Annotated in this window: 17 protein-coding genes and 1 riboswitch; of the genes, 15 read left to right on the forward strand and 2 right to left on the reverse strand. The window is 68.4% G+C overall.

The genetic code is table 11. The features are described 5' to 3' along the window. The 10 genes from AC1D2K_RS11640 to AC1D2K_RS11685 form a co-directional block, all read left to right on the forward strand. Nucleotides 1-492: isocitrate dehydrogenase kinase/phosphatase-domain containing protein (locus AC1D2K_RS11640; protein ID WP_478088988.1), on the forward strand; the 492-nt coding region annotated here is incomplete at its 5' end. Nucleotides 493-664: 172 nt separating this feature from the next. Next, complete coding sequence (locus AC1D2K_RS11645; protein WP_478088989.1) at nucleotides 665-1,849, forward strand: acetyl-CoA C-acyltransferase; 1,185 nt, start codon at nucleotides 665-667, stop codon at nucleotides 1,847-1,849. A gap of 46 nt (nucleotides 1,850-1,895) precedes the next feature. Next, nucleotides 1,896-3,143: a glutamate carboxypeptidase gene (locus AC1D2K_RS11650; RefSeq protein ID WP_478089004.1), complete on the forward strand. Its 1,248-nt coding sequence runs from the start codon at nucleotides 1,896-1,898 to the stop codon at nucleotides 3,141-3,143. A 10-nt stretch (nucleotides 3,144-3,153) separates the two neighbouring features. Beyond that, nucleotides 3,154-4,284 carry an acyl-CoA dehydrogenase family protein gene (locus AC1D2K_RS11655; RefSeq protein WP_478088990.1) on the forward strand — a complete coding sequence of 377 codons (1,131 nt, stop codon included), beginning with the start codon at nucleotides 3,154-3,156 and terminating at the stop codon, nucleotides 4,282-4,284. Between the two features lie 79 nt (nucleotides 4,285-4,363). Continuing rightward, nucleotides 4,364-4,804, forward strand: coding sequence for a YchJ family protein (locus AC1D2K_RS11660; protein WP_478088991.1), 441 nt, complete (start codon nucleotides 4,364-4,366; stop codon nucleotides 4,802-4,804). A 221-nt stretch (nucleotides 4,805-5,025) separates the two neighbouring features. Beyond that, the gene (locus tag AC1D2K_RS11665; protein ID WP_478088992.1) at nucleotides 5,026-5,868 is read left to right on the forward strand and encodes a DUF3047 domain-containing protein; all 843 of its coding nucleotides are present in this window, start codon (nucleotides 5,026-5,028) and stop codon (nucleotides 5,866-5,868) included. 39 nt (nucleotides 5,869-5,907) lie between these two features. Beyond that, nucleotides 5,908-6,894 (forward strand): VTT domain-containing protein, encoded by a 987-nt coding sequence (locus tag AC1D2K_RS11670; RefSeq protein WP_478088993.1) that lies wholly within the window; start codon nucleotides 5,908-5,910, stop codon nucleotides 6,892-6,894. 27 nt (nucleotides 6,895-6,921) lie between these two features. Further along, a riboswitch (TPP riboswitch) is annotated at nucleotides 6,922-7,027 on the forward strand. Nucleotides 7,028-7,107: 80 nt separating this feature from the next. Then, on the forward strand, nucleotides 7,108-8,988 hold the full coding sequence (gene thiC / locus AC1D2K_RS11675) for a phosphomethylpyrimidine synthase ThiC (RefSeq protein ID WP_478088994.1): 1,881 nt from the start codon (nucleotides 7,108-7,110) through the stop codon (nucleotides 8,986-8,988). Nucleotides 8,989-9,183: 195 nt separating this feature from the next. After that, on the forward strand, nucleotides 9,184-9,876 hold the full coding sequence (locus AC1D2K_RS11680; RefSeq protein ID WP_478088995.1) for an HAD family hydrolase: 693 nt from the start codon (nucleotides 9,184-9,186) through the stop codon (nucleotides 9,874-9,876). Between the two features lie 7 nt (nucleotides 9,877-9,883). Beyond that, on the forward strand, nucleotides 9,884-11,260 hold the full coding sequence (locus tag AC1D2K_RS11685) for a patatin-like phospholipase family protein (protein WP_478088996.1): 1,377 nt from the start codon (nucleotides 9,884-9,886) through the stop codon (nucleotides 11,258-11,260). A 4-nt stretch (nucleotides 11,261-11,264) separates the two neighbouring features. On the opposite strand, the gene AC1D2K_RS11690 is transcribed toward AC1D2K_RS11685, so the two are convergent. Beyond that, nucleotides 11,265-11,468: a hypothetical protein gene (locus AC1D2K_RS11690; protein ID WP_478088997.1), complete on the reverse strand. Its 204-nt coding sequence runs from the start codon at nucleotides 11,466-11,468 to the stop codon at nucleotides 11,265-11,267. A gap of 74 nt (nucleotides 11,469-11,542) precedes the next feature. Then, on the reverse strand, nucleotides 11,543-12,595 hold the full coding sequence (locus AC1D2K_RS11695) for an AraC family transcriptional regulator (protein ID WP_478088998.1): 1,053 nt from the start codon (nucleotides 12,593-12,595) through the stop codon (nucleotides 11,543-11,545). A gap of 126 nt (nucleotides 12,596-12,721) precedes the next feature. On the opposite strand from AC1D2K_RS11695, the gene AC1D2K_RS11700 reads away from it, so the two are divergent. The 5 genes from AC1D2K_RS11700 to AC1D2K_RS11720 form a co-directional block, all read left to right on the forward strand. Beyond that, entirely contained in the window at nucleotides 12,722-13,894 is a 1,173-nt protein-coding gene (locus AC1D2K_RS11700; protein WP_478088999.1) for an isovaleryl-CoA dehydrogenase, read from the forward strand. 10 nt (nucleotides 13,895-13,904) lie between these two features. Continuing rightward, on the forward strand, nucleotides 13,905-15,608 hold the full coding sequence (locus tag AC1D2K_RS11705; RefSeq protein WP_478089000.1) for an AMP-binding protein: 1,704 nt from the start codon (nucleotides 13,905-13,907) through the stop codon (nucleotides 15,606-15,608). Further along, nucleotides 15,605-17,209 carry a carboxyl transferase domain-containing protein gene (locus AC1D2K_RS11710; RefSeq protein ID WP_478089001.1) on the forward strand — a complete coding sequence of 535 codons (1,605 nt, stop codon included), beginning with the start codon at nucleotides 15,605-15,607 and terminating at the stop codon, nucleotides 17,207-17,209. The genes AC1D2K_RS11705 and AC1D2K_RS11710 overlap by 4 nt, the downstream gene beginning before the upstream one ends. A 5-nt stretch (nucleotides 17,210-17,214) precedes the next feature. Then, nucleotides 17,215-17,727 carry a DinB family protein gene (locus AC1D2K_RS11715; protein ID WP_478089002.1) on the forward strand — a complete coding sequence of 171 codons (513 nt, stop codon included), beginning with the start codon at nucleotides 17,215-17,217 and terminating at the stop codon, nucleotides 17,725-17,727. Then, a partial coding sequence (locus AC1D2K_RS11720) for an enoyl-CoA hydratase-related protein (RefSeq protein WP_478089003.1) occupies nucleotides 17,724-18,128 on the forward strand: 405 nt, incomplete at its 3' end. The genes AC1D2K_RS11715 and AC1D2K_RS11720, both read left to right, overlap by 4 nt.

Genomic DNA, 18,128 nt, shown 5'->3' on the forward strand with positions numbered 1-18,128 from the left:
GAGTCCTTCGACCTGCTCGAGCAGCCCGAGCATGCCAAGCGGGCGGGCAAGCAGCTGGAGCACGCGGTGATCGAGTACGGCAATGCGATCAAGGACATGGTGGCGGCGAACATCTTCCCGGGCGACATGCTGTGGAAGAACTTCGGCGTCACGCGCGGCGGCAAGGTGGTGTTCTACGACTATGACGAGATCGAATACCTCACCGACTGCAATTTCCGCAAGGTGCCGACGCCGCGCAACGAGGAGGACGAGATGAGCGGCGAGGTCTGGTATTCGGTCGGCCCGAAGGACGTCTTCCCCGAGACCTTCGAGCCCTTCCTGCTGGGCAACCCCGCGGTGCGCGAGGCCTTCATGGCCCACCACGCCGACCTGCTCGACGCCGCCTTCTGGCAGAGCCACAAGCAGCGGATCCAGGCCGGGCAAATGCTCGATGTGTTTCCTTACGATGAAGCGCAGCGCTTCAAGCACGACGGCCACGCGCCGTATTTTTAGCTCGCCCCCAGGTTGGGCTCACTTCGTGTAGCCCGCCCACCCCCGGCCGGGGGCAACACCGGCGGCCCGGCGAAGCCGGATCCGCGGTGTTTCTGGCCTGGGGCGCCAGTCGCAAGGGGCGTGAGACCTGCGAGGATTTTTGTATGAACTGTCTGTTTAAGGAGCAATTCAAATGAGCGAATCGATCGTGATCGTCGGCGCCRCCCGCACCCCGATGGGCGGCTTCCAGGGCGACTTTTCTTCCCTCTCGGCGCACGACCTGGGCGGCGTCGCCATCAAGGCGGCCGTCGAGCGCGCAGGGATCCCCGCCGACAGCGTCGGCGAGGTGCTGTTCGGCAACTGCCTGATGGCCGGCCAGGGTCAGGCGCCGGCGCGCCAGGCGGCCTACAAGGGCGGCCTGCCCGACAGCGCGGGCGCAGTCACGCTCAGCAAGATGTGCGGCTCGGCCATGAAGGCCGCGATGCTGGCGCACGACATGCTGCTGGCGGGCACGCACGAGGTGATGGTGGCCGGCGGCATGGAGAGCATGACCAACGCCCCCTACCTGATGCTCAAGGGCCGCGGCGGCTACCGCATGGGCCACGACCGCATCTTCGACCACATGATGCTCGACGGCCTCGAGGACGCCTACCAGCCGGGCCGCTCGATGGGCACCTTCGGCGAGGACTGCGCCGCCAAGTACAAGTTCACGCGCGAACAGCAGGACGCCTTCGCGATCGCCAGCGTCGAGCGCGCCAAGGCCGCGACCTCGTCGGGTGCCTTCAAGGCCGAGATCGCGGCGGTCACGGTCAAGGGCCGCGGCGGCGACACCGTGATCGAGATCGACGAAGGCCCGGGCAAGGTCAAGCTCGACAAGATCCCGACGCTCAAGCCGGCGTTCAAGAAGGACGGCGGCACCATCACCGCGGCATCGAGCTCGTCGATCAACGACGGCGCCGCGGCGCTGGTCATGATGACCGAGGGCAGCGCGAAGAAGTACGGTGCGAAGCCGATCGCCCGCATCGTCGCCCATGCCACCCACGCGCAGCAGCCCGAGTGGTTCTCCACCGCGCCGGTGGGCGCGGTCGCCAAGCTGTTCAAGAAGACCGGCTGGACCGTGAAGGACGTCGACCTCTGGGAAGTCAACGAAGCCTTCGCCGTGGTGCCGATGGCGCTGATGCACGAGCTCTCGGTGTCGCACGACATCGTCAACGTGCATGGCGGCGCCTGCGCGCTGGGCCATCCGATCGGCGCCAGCGGCGCGCGCATCATGGTCACGCTGATCCATGCGCTGCAGCAGCGCGGCAAGAAGCGCGGCGTTGCGACGCTGTGCATCGGCGGCGGCGAAGGCACGGCGGTGGCGATCGAGCTGCTGTGAGGCGCTGCCTAGAATCGAAATATTGTCCCCATTGGAGTTGTCTTTGATTCATTCGGCTTTCCCCCGCAGCGCGCTGGCCGCGCTGCTCGCCACCGCTTTCATGGCACCCGCCGCCTGGAGCCAGACGCGCGACCAGGCCCTGTTCGCCGCCGCTACCGCCGAGAAGCCCGCCGTCATCAAGACGCTCGAGGCGCTGGTCAACATCGAGACTGGCACCGGCGACGCCGAGGGCCTCGCGTCGGCCGGCAACTACCTCGAGGCGCAGCTCAAGTCGCTGGGCTTCACGGTCACGCGCAGCAAGTCGGCCGGCCTCGTGGTCGGCGACAACATCGTCGGCACGCTCAAGGGCAAGGGCGGCAAGAACCTGCTCCTGCTCTCGCACATGGACACCRTCTACCTCAAGGGCATCCTCGCCAAGGCGCCGTTCAAGGTCGAGGGCGACAAGGCTTACGGCCCCGGCATCGCCGACGACAAGGGCGGCAACGCGGTCATCCTGCATGCGCTCAAGCTGCTCAAGGCGCGCGGCTTCGAGGACTTCGGCAGCATCACGGTGCTGTTCAACACCGACGAGGAAAAGGGCTCCTTCGGCTCGCGCGACCTGATCCAGGAAGAGGCGGCCAAGGCCGACTACGTGCTCTCGTTCGAGCCGACCGGCGCCGGCAAGGAAGACCTGTCGCTGGGCACTTCGGGCATCGCCTACGTGCAGGTCAACATCACGGGCAAGGCCTCGCATGCGGGCGCCGCACCCGAGCTCGGCGTGAATGCCCTGGTCGAGGCGTCCGACCTGGTGCTGCGCACCATGGACATCGACGACAAGGCCAAGGGGCTGCGCTTCAACTGGACCATCGCCAAGGCCGGCGCGGTCTCCAACATCATTCCGGCCAGCGCCACGCTGAACGCCGATGTGCGCTATGCGAAGAACGAGGACTTCGAGGCCGCGATGAAGACGCTCGAGGCCAAGGCCCAGCAGAAGAAGCTGCCCGACGCCGAGGTCAAGGTGCTCATCACGCGCGGGCGTCCGGCCTTCAACGCGGGCGAGGGTGGCCGCAAGCTGGTCGACAAGGCCGTGGCCTACTACAAGGAAGCCGGCGGCGAACTCGGCATCGTCGAACGCACCGGCGGCGGCACCGATGCGGCCTACGCCGCGCTGGCGGGCAAGCCGGTCATCGAGAGCCTGGGCCTGCCCGGCTTCGGCTATCACAGCGACAAGGCCGAGTACGTCGACACCAGCGCGATCCCGCGCCGCCTCTACATGGCCAGCAAGCTGATCATGGACCTCGGTCAATCGAAGTAAGGAACACGCCATGCTGCTCAGCGCCGACCAGGAAGCGATCCGCGATGCGGTGCGCGCCTTTGCCCAGGCCGAGCTCTGGCCCCACGCACCGCTGTGGGACCGCGAGCACAGCTTTCCGAAGGAGGCCCATGCCGGCCTGGCGGCGCTCGGCGCCTACGGCATCTGCGTGCCCGAGGAAGACGGCGGCGCCGGGCTGGACTACCTGACGCTGGCGCTGGTGCTCGAGGAGATCGCGGCCGGCGATGGCGGCACCAGCACCGCGATCAGCGTGACCAACTGTCCGGTCAACGCCATCCTGATGCGCTACGGCAATGCGCAGCAGAAGAAGCAGTGGCTGCAGCCGTTGGCGCAGGGCCGCATGCTGGGAGCCTTCTGCCTGACCGAGCCGCAGGCCGGCAGCGATGCCTCGTCGCTGCGCACCACGGCGCGCAAGGACGGCGGCGGCTGGGTGATCGACGGCGTCAAGCAGTTCATCACCAGCGGCAGGAACGGCCAGGTGGCGATCGTGATCGCGGTCACCGACAAGGGTGCGGGCAAGCGCGGCATGAGCGCCTTCATCGTGCCGACCGATGCCCCCGGCTACACCGTGGCGCGGCTCGAGGACAAGCTGGGCCAGCATTCGAGCGATACCGCGCAGATCAACTTCGACGGCTGTCGCGTTCCGCTTGAAAACCTGATCGGCCAGGAGGGCGAGGGCTACAAGATCGCGCTCGGCGCGCTGGAAGGCGGACGCATCGGCATCGCGGCGCAGAGCGTGGGCATGGCGCGCAGCGCCTTCGAGGTGGCGCTGGCCTACGCCAAGGAGCGCCAGGCCTTCGGCGCCAGCATCTTCGACCAGCAGGCGGTGGGCTTCAGGCTGGCCGATTGCGCGACCCAGCTCGAAGCCGCGCGCCAGCTGATCTGGCATGCGGCCAGCCTGCGCGATGCCGGGCGGCCCTGCCTCAAGGAAGCCGCCATGGCCAAGCTGTTCGCCAGCGAGATGGCCGAGCGCGTCTGCAGCGCGGCGATCCAGACGCTGGGCGGCTATGGCTACGTCAACGATTTTCCGCTCGAGCGCATCTACCGCGACGTCCGCGTGTGCCAGATCTACGAGGGCACTTCGGACATCCAGAAGCTGTTGATCCAGCGCGCCCTGGCCTGAGCCCGCCGCGGCGTCCGGGGGCGATTTCCGGGGGTCTGCACAATACGCCCTGGAACTTCCCCCTTTCACGCCTCCCTCAATGTCCGCATCCTCCCCCAGCCCCGCCCGTGTTCCCTGTCCTTGCGGGCGTCGTGACCGGCGAGAGCTGCCACTGGTTTTCGCCCAGTGCTGCGGGCGCTACATCGACGATTTCGGCCACACGCCGGCACCCGACGCCGAGTCGCTCATGCGCTCGCGCTACACGGCCTTCGTGCTCGAAAGGGCCGACTACCTGCTCGCGACCTGGCATCCCTCGACGCGCCCGGCCAGCCTGGACTTCGAAGCCGGCGTGAAATGGCTCGGCCTCGACGTGCGCTCGCGCTCCGTGCTGGACGCCGACCATGCAGAAGTCGAGTTCGTCGCCCGCCAGCGCAGCAGCGCCGGCGTGGCGACCCGGCTGCACGAGCGCAGCCGTTTCGTCCGCCAGGAGGACGACGCGCTGCAAAATCGTTGGTACTACCTCGACGGCGACCGTCACTGACTGATTCAGTCAGAAACAGCCGCTGACTGTTGCGCAGCCTTGGATGTTTGCTATGGATTTCATAGCGTCCGAGGCGGATTGTGTCCCGCAGGGAGACAGACCAATTCCTTTTGGGCTATTTATCTCGCGCCGCTCCTGCTCCACACTTCGCAGCTTGTGAGCGCTGCGCCGAAAGCGCAGCGCGAGCGCGTTCAACGGGCCACGGGGCCAAGAGGTGAATCATGGGCAGCAGGACGCTTCTTCGCACGGGAGACTGGCGGCGGCCGTGCACCGCGATGGCCCTGCCGGCCCTGGCCGCGCTGCTCTGGATGGCCGCGCCGCACGCGCGCGCGCAAGACAAGTCCGTGCTCACGCCCTTCTCGAGCGCGACCGGCGCCCAGGCGCCGGCGCCGTGGCACTTCACCACCTTGCCCAACAAGGTTCCGACCCGGTTCGAGGTCGAGCAACTCGAGGGCCAGCGCGTGCTCAAGGTCGACGCCAATGGCTCCTACGGCAATCTGGTCCACCCCGTCAGGGTGGAGCTCAACAGTCAGGCCACGCTGGCCTGGCGCTGGCGGGTCGAGGCGTTCGTCGAGGGCGCCGACCTGCGCACGCGCTCGGGTGACGATGGCGCCGCCAAGGTCTGCGTCTTCTTCGATTTTCCGGCCGACCGGCTGTCCGTCGGCGAGCGCACCCGTCTGTCGCTGGCGCGCCGCGCGACCGGCGAGGCGGTGCCGACCGAGACCCTGTGTTACGTCTGGGACAACAAGGAAGCCAAGGGCAACGCGTTCGACAACGCGTTCACGAAGCGCATCCGCATGGTCGTGCTCGAATCGGGCGCGGCGCCCAAGCCGGGCAGCTGGATCGCCGAACGGCGCAACCTGCTGACCGACTACAAGCGCGCCTTCGGCGACGAGGCCGGCGACCTCCTGCCCGACGTGACGGCGGTCGCCGTCTCGGCCGACGCCGACAACACGCACGGCCACGGCCTCGCCTATTTCTCGGACCTGGACCTGCGCGGCGCCCTGGCGACCCAGGTTGCCGGGCCGGCTCCCGCCGAGCGTCCTCCGACGCAGGGCCAGTAACAGCGCAGCATCTCATCGACTGTCAACGTCCCGAAAGCCATGAACGACTTTGTCGCACTCCTTGCCAGCCAGGGCGCCGCCCTGGTCTTCGCCGCCACGCTGGCGACGCGCCTCGGCGCGCCGGTGCCGGCGGTGCCCTTCCTGATCGTCGCCGGCGGGCTGACGGTCGGCGGGCAGGTGTCCTTCGTCGCGGTGGTGGTGGCGGCAGTGCTCGGCAACATCCTCGGCGATGGCGTCTGGTTCCTGGCCGGACGCCGCTGGGGCTACCGCGTGATGCGACTGCTCTGCCGCATCTCGCTGTCGCCCGACTCCTGCGTCAGGCGCAGCGAATCGATCCTCGGCCGCTGGGGCGGACTGTCGCTGATCGCAGCCAAGTTCGTGCCGGGGGTGTCGGTGGTGGCGCCGCCGATGGCGGGTGCGCTCGGCATGTCGAACCTGCGCTTCCTGTCCTATGAAACCGTGGCGGCGCTGATCTGGACGCTGGCCTTCCTGTTCGTCGGCCGGATCTTCCACGCCGCGATCCAGGACGTGCTGACCGTGATCTCCAACATCGGCCTGACCGCACTGGTGCTCGGCGTGCTGGCGCTGGCGGCATTCATCGGCTGGCGCTATCGCCAACGCCGGCTGGCGCAGCAGCAGGCCGACGACATCGAGCACATCCAGGTCGAGGCCTTGCGCGAAGCCCTGGCGGCGGGCGCCGGGCTGACGGTGATCGATGTGCGCTCCGACGAGGCGCGCGCCCTCGATGCGCGGGCGATCCCCGGCGCCATCGGCATCGGGCTCAAGCAGTTGCCGAAGCGGCTGGACACCTTTGCCGATGGGCGCGAGCTGGTGGTTTTCTGCGACTGCCCCGACGACGCCTCGGCGATCGCGGYGGCGCGCGTGCTGATGGCCGCCGGCCAGCCGCGGGTGCGCGTGCTGGCGGGCGGGCTGGACGCCTGGGTGGCGATGACTGCGGCCGACGCGTCCGGCGCCGCCGAGCCGAAGCGGGTGGTCGTTCCGCTGGCGGTTGCACGAACCGCTTGATCCTGCGGCCGCAGGCGGCCTAGAATCGGCCCCGCTCCGGGGTGCACGCAGACGCGTGCTGAGATGGCCAAGCGGCCAAACCCGCGAACTTGATCTGGTTCATACCAGCGTAAGAAGAGCTGCGACTCCCCGGCGCCCTCTCGTCCCTGAACGAGCGGTGCCGCAAGGAGGCATCGCGGAGCACCCGTTGATCCACAACCCGGAGTGCCCCGCATGAATGCCCACGACAAGTTCGCCTCCCTCCTCACGCTCACGCGCGAGCCCTTTCCCGCCTCGACCAAGGGCGTCATCGCCGGCGGCCGGCCCGACCTGCGGGTGCCGGTGCGCGAGGTTGCTCTGTCCAACGGCGAACAGGTTTCGCTCTACGACACTTCCGGCCCGTACACCGATCCGGCCGCCGACATCGATGTGCGTCGCGGGTTGCCTGGCGTGCGCGACGCCTGGATCGCCGAGCGCGGCGACACCGAGAGCTACGAAGGCCGGCTGCACCTGGCGCTTGACGACGGCGCGACGCACGCGGACCGCGACGCCCGGCGCATCGCCGAACTGCGCGCCGGCGCCGCCGCACTGCAGCGCACGCCGCGGCGTGCGAAGTCCGGCGCCAACGTGACGCAGATGCACTACGCGCGGCGCGGCATCGTCACGCCCGAGATGGAGTACGTGGCGCTGCGCGAGAACGGCCGCCGCGAATGGATGGCCGAGTACATGGCCGACGAGGCGCGCGAGAAGCGGCTGGCCGGCAACCCGATGGGCGCCCGCATCCCGAAGATCATCACGCCCGAATTCGTGCGCGAGGAGGTGGCGCGCGGCCGCGCCATCATCCCGGCCAACATCAACCACCCGGAAGTCGAGCCGATGGCGATCGGGCGCAACTTCAAGGTCAAGATCAACGCCAACATCGGCAACTCGGCCGTCACCTCGAGCATCGAGGAAGAGGTCGAGAAGCTGGTCTGGGCGATCCGCTGGGGCGCCGACAACGTGATGGACCTCTCCACCGGCCGCAACATTCACACCACGCGCGACTGGATCGTGCGCAACAGCCCGGTGCCGATCGGCACGGTGCCGATCTACCAGGCGCTGGAGAAGGTCGGCGGCGTGGCGGAAGACCTGACCTGGGAGATCTACCGCGACACGCTGATCGAGCAGGCCGAGCAGGGCGTCGACTACTTCACGATCCATGCGGGGCTGCGGCTGCCCTTCATCCACCTCACGGCCGACCGGCGCACCGGCATCGTCTCGCGCGGCGGCTCGATCATGGCCAAGTGGTGCATCTCGCACCACAGGGAGAGCTTCCTGTACACGCACTTCGAGGACATCTGCGAGATCATGAAGGCCTACGACGTGAGCTTCTCGCTCGGCGACGGCCTGCGCCCCGGCTGCGCCTCGGACGCCAACGACGAGGCCCAGTTCGCCGAACTGCGCACGCTGGGCGAGCTGACGCAGATCGCCTGGAAGCACGACGTCCAGACCATGATCGAAGGCCCGGGCCATGTGCCGATGCACCTGATCCAGGCCAACATGGACGAGCAGCTCAAGCACTGCCACGAGGCGCCGTTCTACACGCTGGGCCCGCTGACGATCGACATCGCGCCGGGCTACGACCACATCGCCAGCGCGATCGGCGCCGCGATGATCGGCTGGGCCGGCACCGCGATGCTGTGCTACGTGACGCCCAAGGAGCACCTGGGCCTGCCGGACCGCGACGACGTCAAGCAGGGCATCATCGCGTACAAGATCGCGGCCCATGCGGCCGACGTGGCCAAGGGGCACCCGGGAGCGCGCTCGCGCGACGACGCGCTGTCCAAGGCGCGCTTCGAGTTCCGCTGGCAGGACCAGTTCAACCTCGGCCTGGACCCCGACACCGCGCGCGAGTTCCACGACGAGACCTTGCCCAAGGACAGCAGCAAGGTGGCGCACTTCTGCTCGATGTGCGGCCCGAAGTTCTGCTCGATGAAGATCACGCAGGAGGTGCGCGAGTACGCCGCCCAGCGCGGCATCGAGGCCGGCGATGCGGTCGAGGATGGCATGGCCGGCAAGTCGGCCGAGTTCAAGGCGGCCGGCGGCGAGATCTACATTCCGATCCAGCCGGCCTGAAATGAAACATCCCCCGAAGCGCCTGCGGCGCCTCCCCCCCTCAAGGGGGGCGATACCAGTGGCCCGGCAAAGCCGGTTCCGCGGTATCCCTGGCATTGGTCTGCGCCGGTTTCATGCGACGCAGGTCACGCGAACGCCTGGTGAAGCACTGAGTCGTCATGCCTCTGTGGGGGCGACGTTGTTACGATCGCTCCCATGAAAGCTCCACCCTTCGACGCCGTCCTGTTCGACTGCGACGGCGTCCTGGTCGACTCCGAACCCATCACCAACCGCGTGCTCGCCGAGATGCTGGGCGAACTCGGCTGGAAGCTCAGTACCGAGGAGTCGATGCGCATCTTCACCGGCAAGGCGGTCAAGGACGAGGCCGCGCTGATCGAGGCGAACACCGGCTTCGCGATCACGCCCGAGTGGCTGCACGGCTTTCGCGGCCGCCGCAACGAGGCGCTCGAGCGCGACCTGCTGGCCATTCCCAACGCCGCGCTGGCCGTGCGCGCCCTGCATGCGGCGCTGGACGGCCGCATCGCCTGCGCTTCAGGGGCCGATCGCCACAAGGTGGAATTGCAGCTCGAGAAGATCGGGCTGCTCGATTGCTTCGAGGGCCGCATCTTCAGCGGCCACGAAACCCCGCGTTCCAAGCCCGCCCCCGACGTCTACCTGGCCGCCGCGGCCGCGCTCGGCATCGACCCGGCGCGCTGCGCCGTGGTCGAGGACACGGTGACCGGGGCGATGGCCGGCATCGCTGCCGGCGCCACCGTGTTCGGCTACAGCCCGACCGACCTGGGCCACAGCGGGCCCGAAGCGCTGCGTGCCGTCGGCGTGGCGCATGTCTTCACGGACATGGAACAACTGCCGTCGCTGCTGGCCGACTGGCGCCCCGCGTTCGCCTGACCCCCCGATGCACGGCCTGCGCGCGCTCTGTGGTCTGCTGATCGCTGCCTGCGTGGCGGGCTGTTCATCGCTGAGGCCGTGGCTCAACGACCCCCTGGCCGACCGGCCGCCGTCGCTGTCCGTCATCATGGCGCCGGAGTCGGGCCGGGATCCGACGATCCTGGTGGCCGTCACGCTGTCCGGCGGCGGTGCGCGCGCCGCTGCGTTCGGCTATGGCGTACTGGCCGAGCTGCGACGCACCACGTTCGATCTGAACGGCCGGCACAGCGACCTGCTCGACGCCACCGACGTGATCAGCGGCGTCTCGGGCGGCAGCATCCTCGCGGCCTACTATGCGGCCTTCGGCGCCGAGAAACTGCCCGATTTCGAACGCGATTTCCTGCGCCAGAATTTCCAGAACAGCCTGATCCTGCAGGCGCTGAGGCCGCGCAGCCTGTACGACCTGACCTCGCCGTGGTACGGGCGCAGCCATCTGCTGATGCGCCGGCTCGACGAGATCTACGAGGRCAAGACCTACGCCGACGTCGAGAGCAGCCCGCGCCACCCGCAACTGGTGATCGCCGCCACCGACATGTCGCTGGGCACGCCCTTCGAGTTCACCGCCGACCAGTTCGCGCTGATCTGCTCGGACCTGCAGAGCGTGCCGTTGTCCTTCGCGGTCGCGGCCTCGTCGGCGGTGCCGATCCTGCTGAGTCCGCTGACGCTGAAGAACCATTCGCAGGTCTGCCGCGAGCGCGGCATCGTGCCGCGGCTGGCCGTCCGGGGCGGCGGCAACTACCGGGCCCGCATGTTCCGCATGCAGGCCAACAGCTACCTCGACGCCCAGAGCCGGCCCTTCATCCACCTGGTCGATGGGGGCGTGGCCGACAACCTCGCGGTGCGGCGGCTGCTCGACCGCGCGCTGGTCGGCGGCGGCTTGCGCGAGAGCTTCGAGGAAGTCGGAATTCCGCGCGGCAGCGTGCGCAAGCTGGTGGTCATCAGCGTCAATTCGGCGCGCGACCCGGCCAACAACATCGACCAGAGCGATACCGTGCCGGGTTTCCGGGCGGTGGCCGACACCCTGCTGTTCGGTGCCGGCGCGCGCGCGACCCTGGAAACACAGGAGTTCCTGCTCGACACCGCGCGCCAATGGCGTGAAGACCTCAAGTCACGCAGCCCCGAAGCTTCGGATGCCTTCGCGCCCGACGCCGAGATCCACGTGGTGCAGGTCAACCTGCGCGATGCCGCGGATGGCGAGCTGCGTCAGCGGCTGCTGCAGGTGCCGACCGCGTTCTCGATCACCGATGAAGAGGTGACGCGGCTGATCGCGGCGGGGCGCAGCGTGCTGCAGCGCTCGCCCGAATTCCGGGCATTGAAGAGATCGCTGGGCGCGGCCCAGGACTGAAGGCTCAGGCGTTGCCGCGCGGCAGCGAGGCCTTGGCCATCGTGGTGAGCGAGAGCGTCATCGCCTGGGCCCGGTCGGCCCACATGTGCGACACCAGCGGGTCCGCGTTTTCGGTCACGAAGCCCTGGTTGCGGGTCCGCCCCGAGGTGGCGATGAAGTCCATCAGGTCGGCGAAAGCCGAGCTGTCGGTGTCTGGAATCTGCTGCATGCGGCGATCGTAGGCTGCGGCGGGCCGCCTGCGCGTCGGACGCTGCCCTTTCTGGCCTTCCCGGGCGCACTATTTCACGGATTCCCGGCCCCGCTGCGCGGCGGCAGGCCGTGCCGCCGGAACGTGCCGGGGGCGACGCCGGCCCAGCCCCGGAATGCGCGAGAGAAGCTTTTCTCATTGCGAAATCCGACCGCCAGCGCGATCTGCTTGATCGGGCGGTCGGTCCGCCGCAACTGGTCGGCCGCCGTTTCGTGCCGGATCTCGTCCTTGAGCGCCTGCAGCGACAGGCCCTCTTCCATCAGCTGGCGGTGCAGGGTGCGGCTCGACAGGTTCAGCAGGGCCGCCAGGGCGTCGGCGGTGGCGGCTTCGGCGGCGCGGCTGCGCAACAGTTCGCGCACCCGCTGCCCGAGCAGTCGGTCGCGGCGGTATTGCAGCACCGTGAGCGGCAGGGCTCGCCGCAGCATGGTGCGCAGCGCCGCCTCGTCGCGCCGCAGCGGCAGCGCCAGGTAGCGGGGGTCGAAGCTGTAGCCGGCCTTGGCGGCCCCGAAGCGCAGGCTGCCGCCGAACATCAGGGGATAGGCCTCGCGGTGCGGCGGCGCCTCGAACGGAAAGGTGGTGGCGCCGAGCGACACCCGCGAATCGATGGCCCAGCAGGCGTAGCCATGGAGGAAGCGCAGGTTCGACACCAGGCAGAACTCGCGCAAGTCGCCCAGCGACCGGTGCTCGGTGATCGACACCGTCGCCACGCCGCCGGCCAGCGAGAGGTCGAGCGTGATGTCGTCGGTCAGCAGCCGCAGGTGCCGGCACCAGCGCTTGATCGCCACGCCCAGGTCGGGCGCGCCCAGCGACGCCCGGCACAGCATGCCGTAGCTGCCCCAGGGCAGCTTGCGCTGGAACCAGCCGAGCGCCTCGTCGTCGAGCTGCTGCATCGCGAAGCCGGACAGCGCCTCGAATTGCGCCGCGGTCACGCGGGCGGCCGGATCGGCGACTTCATGCGGCGCGATCTGTGCCTCGGCCAAGGCCGCCGAAGGGTCGACGCCATAGCGCTCGTAGCCCCGCACGATCGCTCGCACGAAGGCCATCGGCGTGGCCGCGCGGCGGGTACTCTGGAGCGGTGACGAAGGCATGCTGGCGTGCGGTCGAGGTGGCGCGATTTGCAACCATTGTGGCGCCAAATGCACCGGCACACGGCGTAAGCTGCGCCTTTCCGCGCGACAGTTGCGCGCGGGCCCGACCGACCAAGGAGACAAACCATGCACGATCCCGGCCTGAACTTCGACCTGGGCGACACCATCGATTCCCTGCGCGACGCGATCCAGAACTTCGYCGCCGACGAGATTGCACCGCGTGCGGCGGACATCGACCGCGACAACCAGTTCCCGGCCGACCTCTGGAAGAAGCTCGGCGACCTCGGCCTGCACGGCATGACCGTCAAGGAAGAGTACGGCGGCACCGAGCTCGGCTACCTCGCGCACATCGTCGCGATGGAAGAAGTCTCGCGCGCTTCGGCCTCGGTCGGGCTTTCCTACGGCGCACACTCCAATCTCTGCGTCAACCAGATCCACCGCAACGGCAGCGCGGCGCAGAAGAAGAAGTACCTGCCCAAGCTGGTGAGCGGCGAGCACGTGGGCGCACTGGCGATGAGCGAACCCAATGCCGGCTCCGACGTGGTGAGCATGAAGCTGCGCGCCGAGAAGAAGGGCGACCGCTACGTGCTCAACGGCGGCAAGATGTGGATCACCAACGGCGGCGACGCCGACACGCTGGTGATCTACGCCAAGACCGAGCCCGAGATGGGCGCCCGCGGCATGACCGCCTTCATCGTCGAGAAGGGCTTCAAGGGCTTCTCGGCCGGCACCAAGCTMGACAAGCTCGGCATGCGTGGCTCCAACACCTTCCCGCTCTACTTCGACAACTGCGAGGTGCCGGAGGAGAACGTGCTGGGCGGCGAGGGCCTGGGCGCCAAGGTGCTGATGAGCGGCCTCGACTTCGAGCGCGCCGTGCTGTCGGGCGGTCCGCTGGGCATCATGGCGGCCTGCATGGACGCGGTGCTGCCCTTCGTCCACGAGCGCCAGCAGTTCGGCCAGAGCATCGGCGAGTTCCAGTTGATGCAGGGCAAGCTGGCCGACATGTATTCGACCTGGCAGGCCACGCGCGCCTACGTCTATGCCGTCGGCAAGGCCTGCGACCGCAGCGACCATGCGCGCACCTTCCGCAAGGATGCGGCCGGCGCGATCCTCTATTCGGCCGAGAAGGCGACCTGGATGGCCGGCGAGGCGATCCAGGCGCTGGGCGGCGTGGGCTACACCAATGAGTTTCCGGTCGGCCGGCTGTGGCGCGACGCCAAGCTGTACGAGATCGGCGCCGGCACCAGCGAGATCCGGCGCATGCTGATCGGCCGCGAGCTGTTCGCCGAAACCGCCTGAAGGAGTTGCCATGACCTTGACGCGCAGCCTGGCGCAGGGCGCCACCGACGTGACGTTGATCGAACAGACCCTCGGCGACTTCTTCGACGACATGGCCGCGCGGCAGGGCGACCACGAGGCGTTGGTCAGCGTGCACGAGGGCAAGCGCTACAGCTACCGCGAACTGCAGCGCGAGGTCAACCGGCTGGCCAGCGCCCTGCTCGGGCTGGGGCTGGCGCCCGGCGACCGCGTCGGCATCTGGTCGCACAACAATGCGCCCTGGGTGCTGATGCAGCTGGCCACCGCCAAGGTCGGCATCATCCTGGTCAACATCAACCCGGCCTATCGCACCTCGGAGCTCGAGTACGCGCTCAACAAGGTCGCGTGCAAGGCGCTGGTGACGATGAAGAGCTTCAAGACCAGCGACTACGTCGGCATGCTGCGCGAGCTGGCGCCCGAGCTGGCTGCGGCGGCGCCCGGCGCACTGAAGGCCGCCCGGCTGCCGCACCTGCGCACGGTGGCCTGGATCGATGCGGCCGGCGAAGAAGGCGAGCTGCCGGGGCTGCTGCGCTTCTCGGCGCTGCACGACAGCGGCCGCGCCGACGACCCGCAGGTCGACGCGATCGCGAAGACGCTCAAGGCCACCGACCCGATCAACATCCAGTTCACCAGCGGCACCACCGGCTTCCCGAAGGGCGCCACGCTGACGCACCGCAACATCCTGAACAACGGCTTCTTCATCGGCGAGTGCATGAAGCTCACGCCGGTCGATCGCCTCTGCATCCCGGTGCCGCTCTACCACTGCTTCGGCATGGTGCTGGGCAACCTGGCCTGCCTCACGCACGGCGCGACCATCGTCTACCCGAACGACGGCTTCGACCCGCTGGCGGTGATGCGGACGGTGCAGGCCGAGAAATGCACCGGGCTGCACGGCGTGCCGACCATGTTCATCGCCGAACTCGACCACCCGCGCTTCAAGGAGTTCGACTTCTCGACCTTGCGCACCGGCATCATGGCCGGATCGCCGTGTCCGACCGAGGTCATGAAGCGGGTGGTCGACCAGATGCACCTGCGCGACATCACCATCGCCTACGGCATGACCGAGACCAGTCCGGTGAGCTGCCAGAGCTCGACCGACACGCCGCTCGCCAAGCGCGTGTCCACCGTCGGCATGGTGCAGCCGCACCTGGAAATCAAGGTCATCGATCCGGTGACGGGCGAGATCGTCGCGCCGGGCGAGACGGGCGAGTTCTGCACGCGCGGCTACTCGGTCATGCACGGCTACTGGGAAGACGAGGAGAAGACTCGCGAAGCCATCGATGCAGACGGCTGGATGCACACCGGCGACCTCGCCACCATGGACGCCGAGGGCTACGTCAACATCGTCGGCCGCATCAAGGACCTGGTGATCCGCGGCGGCGAGAACATCTACCCGCGCGAGATCGAGGAGTTCCTGTACCGCCACCCCAAGGTGCAGGACGTGCAGGTGGTCGGCCTGCCCGACAGGAAATACGGCGAGGAGCTCTGCGCCTGGATCATCGCCAAGCCGGGCCAGAGCCTGAGCGCCGACGAGGTGCGCGAGTTCTGCAAGGGGCAGATCGCGCACTACAAGGTGCCGAGGTACATCGAGTTCGTGACCGAGTTTCCGATGACGGTCACGGGCAAGATCCAGAAGTTCAAGATTCGCGAAGCAATGAAGCACCAACTGGGACTGGACGAGGACAAGACCGCATGAAGCTGGACACGAAACTCAATGCCCGCTCGGCGGAATTCCAGGCCAATGCCAGCGCCATGCGCGCACTGGTCGACGACCTGCACGCGCAGTTCGCCAAGGTCGAGGCCGGCGGCGGCGAGGCCGCGCGCAGCAAGCACACGGCGCGCGGCAAGCTGCTGCCGCGCGACCGCGTGGCGCAACTGCTCGACCCGGGCACGCCCTTTCTCGAAGTGGCCCCGCTCGCCGCGCATGCGATGTACCACGGCGCGGCGCCGGGCGCGGGCCTGATCGCGGGCATCGGCCGGGTCAGCGGCGTCGACTGCATGATCGTCTGCAACGACGCCACGGTGAAGGGCGGCACCTACTACCCGGTCACGGTCAAGAAGCACCTGCGCGCGCAGGAGATCGCCGAGCAGAATCGCCTGCCCTGCATCTACCTGGTCGACTCCGGCGGCGCCAACCTGCCGAACCAGGACGAGGTGTTTCCGGACCGCGACCACTTCGGCCGCATCTTCTAYAACCAGGCCCAGATGAGCGCGCAGGGCATCGCCCAGATCGCGGTCGTGATGGGTTCCTGCACCGCCGGCGGCGCCTACGTGCCGGCGATGAGCGACGAAAGCATCATCGTCAAGAACCAGGGCACCATCTTCCTGGGCGGCCCGCCGCTGGTGAAGGCGGCCACCGGCGAGGTCGTCACCGCCGAGGACCTGGGCGGCGGCGACGTCCATACGCGGCTGTCGGGCGTGGCCGATCACCTGGCGCAGAACGACCTCCATGCGCTGGCGCTGGCGCGCGCGGCGGTGAAGAATCTAGGCGACAACCGGGCGCAGGCGCCCGGTCCTTCCGTGGTCAGCGCCCCCGTCTACCCTGCGGAGGAACTGTATGGCGTGATCCCGGTCGACACCCGCAAGCCCTTCGACGTCCGCGAGATCATCGCCCGCGTCGTCGACGGCAGCGAGTTCCACGAGTTCAAGTCGCKCTWCGGCAGSACGCTGGTCTGCGGCTTCGCCGAGATCGAGGGCATGCCGGTGGGCATCGTCGCCAACAACGGCATTCTCTTCAGCGAGTCGGCGCAGAAGGGCGCCCACTTCATCGAGCTGTGCTGCCAGCGCAAGACGCCGCTGGTGTTCCTGCAGAACATCACGGGCTTCATGGTCGGTCGCAAGTACGAGAACGAGGGCATCGCGCGCCACGGCGCCAAGATGGTGACCGCGGTGGCCACGGCCAACGTGCCCAAGTTCACCATCATCATCGGCGGCAGCTTCGGCGCCGGCAACTACGGCATGTGCGGGCGCGCGTACTCGCCGCGCTTTCTCTGGATGTGGCCCAACGCGCGCATCAGCGTGATGGGCGGCGAGCAGGCCGCGAGCGTGCTCGCCACCGTCAAGCGCGACGGCATCGAGGCCAAGGGCGGGCAGTGGAGCGCGGAGGAGGAAGAAGCCTTCAAGTCGCCGATCCGCCAGCAGTACGAGGTCCAGGGCCATCCCTACTACGCCACCGCGCGGCTGTGGGACGACGGCATCATCGACCCGGCCGACACCCGCCGCGTGCTGGCGCTGGGCCTGGCTGCGTCGCGCAATGCGCCGATCCCCGAGCCGAAGTTCGGCATCTTCCGCATGTGAGCGCCATGACGTTGCCGAACTACTTCTCCAGCCTCGCGCGCTACCACGTCTGGGCCACGCAGAAGCTGATCGCTTCGAACCTCGCGGGCCTGTCCGATGCGGACTGGCACCGCGACTGCGGCCTCTACTTTCGCTCGGTGCACCGCACGGTCAACCACCTGCTGCTGACCGACACGATCTGGTTCGCGCGCTTCGCCGAAGGCAAGTCGCTGCGCCTGCCGCTCGACACCGAACTGCACACGGGCCGCGGCGAGGTCTGCGAGGCGCTTGGCGAGGCCGTCACGCGCTGGAGCCCCTGGCTCTCGAGCCTGGCGCCGGAGCGCTTCGATGGCGATCTGGCCTATACGCGCAACAATGGCGAGGAGGTGCGCATTCCGTTCGCGCCGGCGCTCGGCCATGTCTTCAACCATGCGACCCATCACCGCGGCCAGCTCACCGCCGCGCTGACCGCGATGGTCCAACCCGGGGCCGAGCTGGACTGGGTCTATCTGCTGCAACAGGAAGCGAGAACGACATGAGCACGTCCTTCACCAAGCTCGGCCTGTCGATCGAGGGCGCGATCGCGCGCATCTGGCTCGACCAGCCCGATGCGCGCAATGCCTTCGACGACGTCGTGATCGCCGAGCTGACGCAGGCCTTCACCGAAGCCGGCGCTTCGCCGCAGGTCAGGGCCGTCGTGCTCGGCGCGAACGGCCCGGCCTTCTGTGCGGGCGCCAACCTGAACTGGATGCGGCGCATGGCCGACTACACGCGCGACGAGAACATCGCCGACGCGGGCAAGCTGGCGGCGATGCTGCGCACCATCGCTGAATGCCCCAAGCCCACCCTCGCGCGCGTGCAGGGCGATGTCTATGCCGGTGGCATGGGGCTGGTCGCGGCCTGCGACATCGCGGTCAGCGTCGACACCGCCTGGTTCTGC

Source organism: Variovorax sp. P1_H12_2 (assembly GCF_056405335.1).

Bases quoted from the DNA above. Each gene is read 5' to 3' on its own strand.
- AC1D2K_RS11690 (WP_478088997.1), bottom strand. From the start codon at position 11,468: ATGCAGCAGATTCCAGACACCGACAGCTCGGCTTTCGCCGACCTGATG.
- AC1D2K_RS11660 (WP_478088991.1), top strand. From the start codon at position 4,364: ATGTCCGCATCCTCCCCCAGCCCCGCCCGTGTTCCCTGTCCTTGCGGG.
- AC1D2K_RS11665 (WP_478088992.1), top strand. From the start codon at position 5,026: ATGGGCAGCAGGACGCTTCTTCGCACGGGAGACTGGCGGCGGCCGTGC.
- thiC (WP_478088994.1), top strand. From the start codon at position 7,108: ATGAATGCCCACGACAAGTTCGCCTCCCTCCTCACGCTCACGCGCGAG.
- AC1D2K_RS11655 (WP_478088990.1), top strand. From the start codon at position 3,154: ATGCTGCTCAGCGCCGACCAGGAAGCGATCCGCGATGCGGTGCGCGCC.
- AC1D2K_RS11705 (WP_478089000.1), top strand. From the start codon at position 13,905: ATGACCTTGACGCGCAGCCTGGCGCAGGGCGCCACCGACGTGACGTTG.
- AC1D2K_RS11695 (WP_478088998.1), bottom strand. From the start codon at position 12,595: ATGCCTTCGTCACCGCTCCAGAGTACCCGCCGCGCGGCCACGCCGATG.
- AC1D2K_RS11680 (WP_478088995.1), top strand. From the start codon at position 9,184: ATGAAAGCTCCACCCTTCGACGCCGTCCTGTTCGACTGCGACGGCGTC.
- AC1D2K_RS11715 (WP_478089002.1), top strand. From the start codon at position 17,215: ATGACGTTGCCGAACTACTTCTCCAGCCTCGCGCGCTACCACGTCTGG.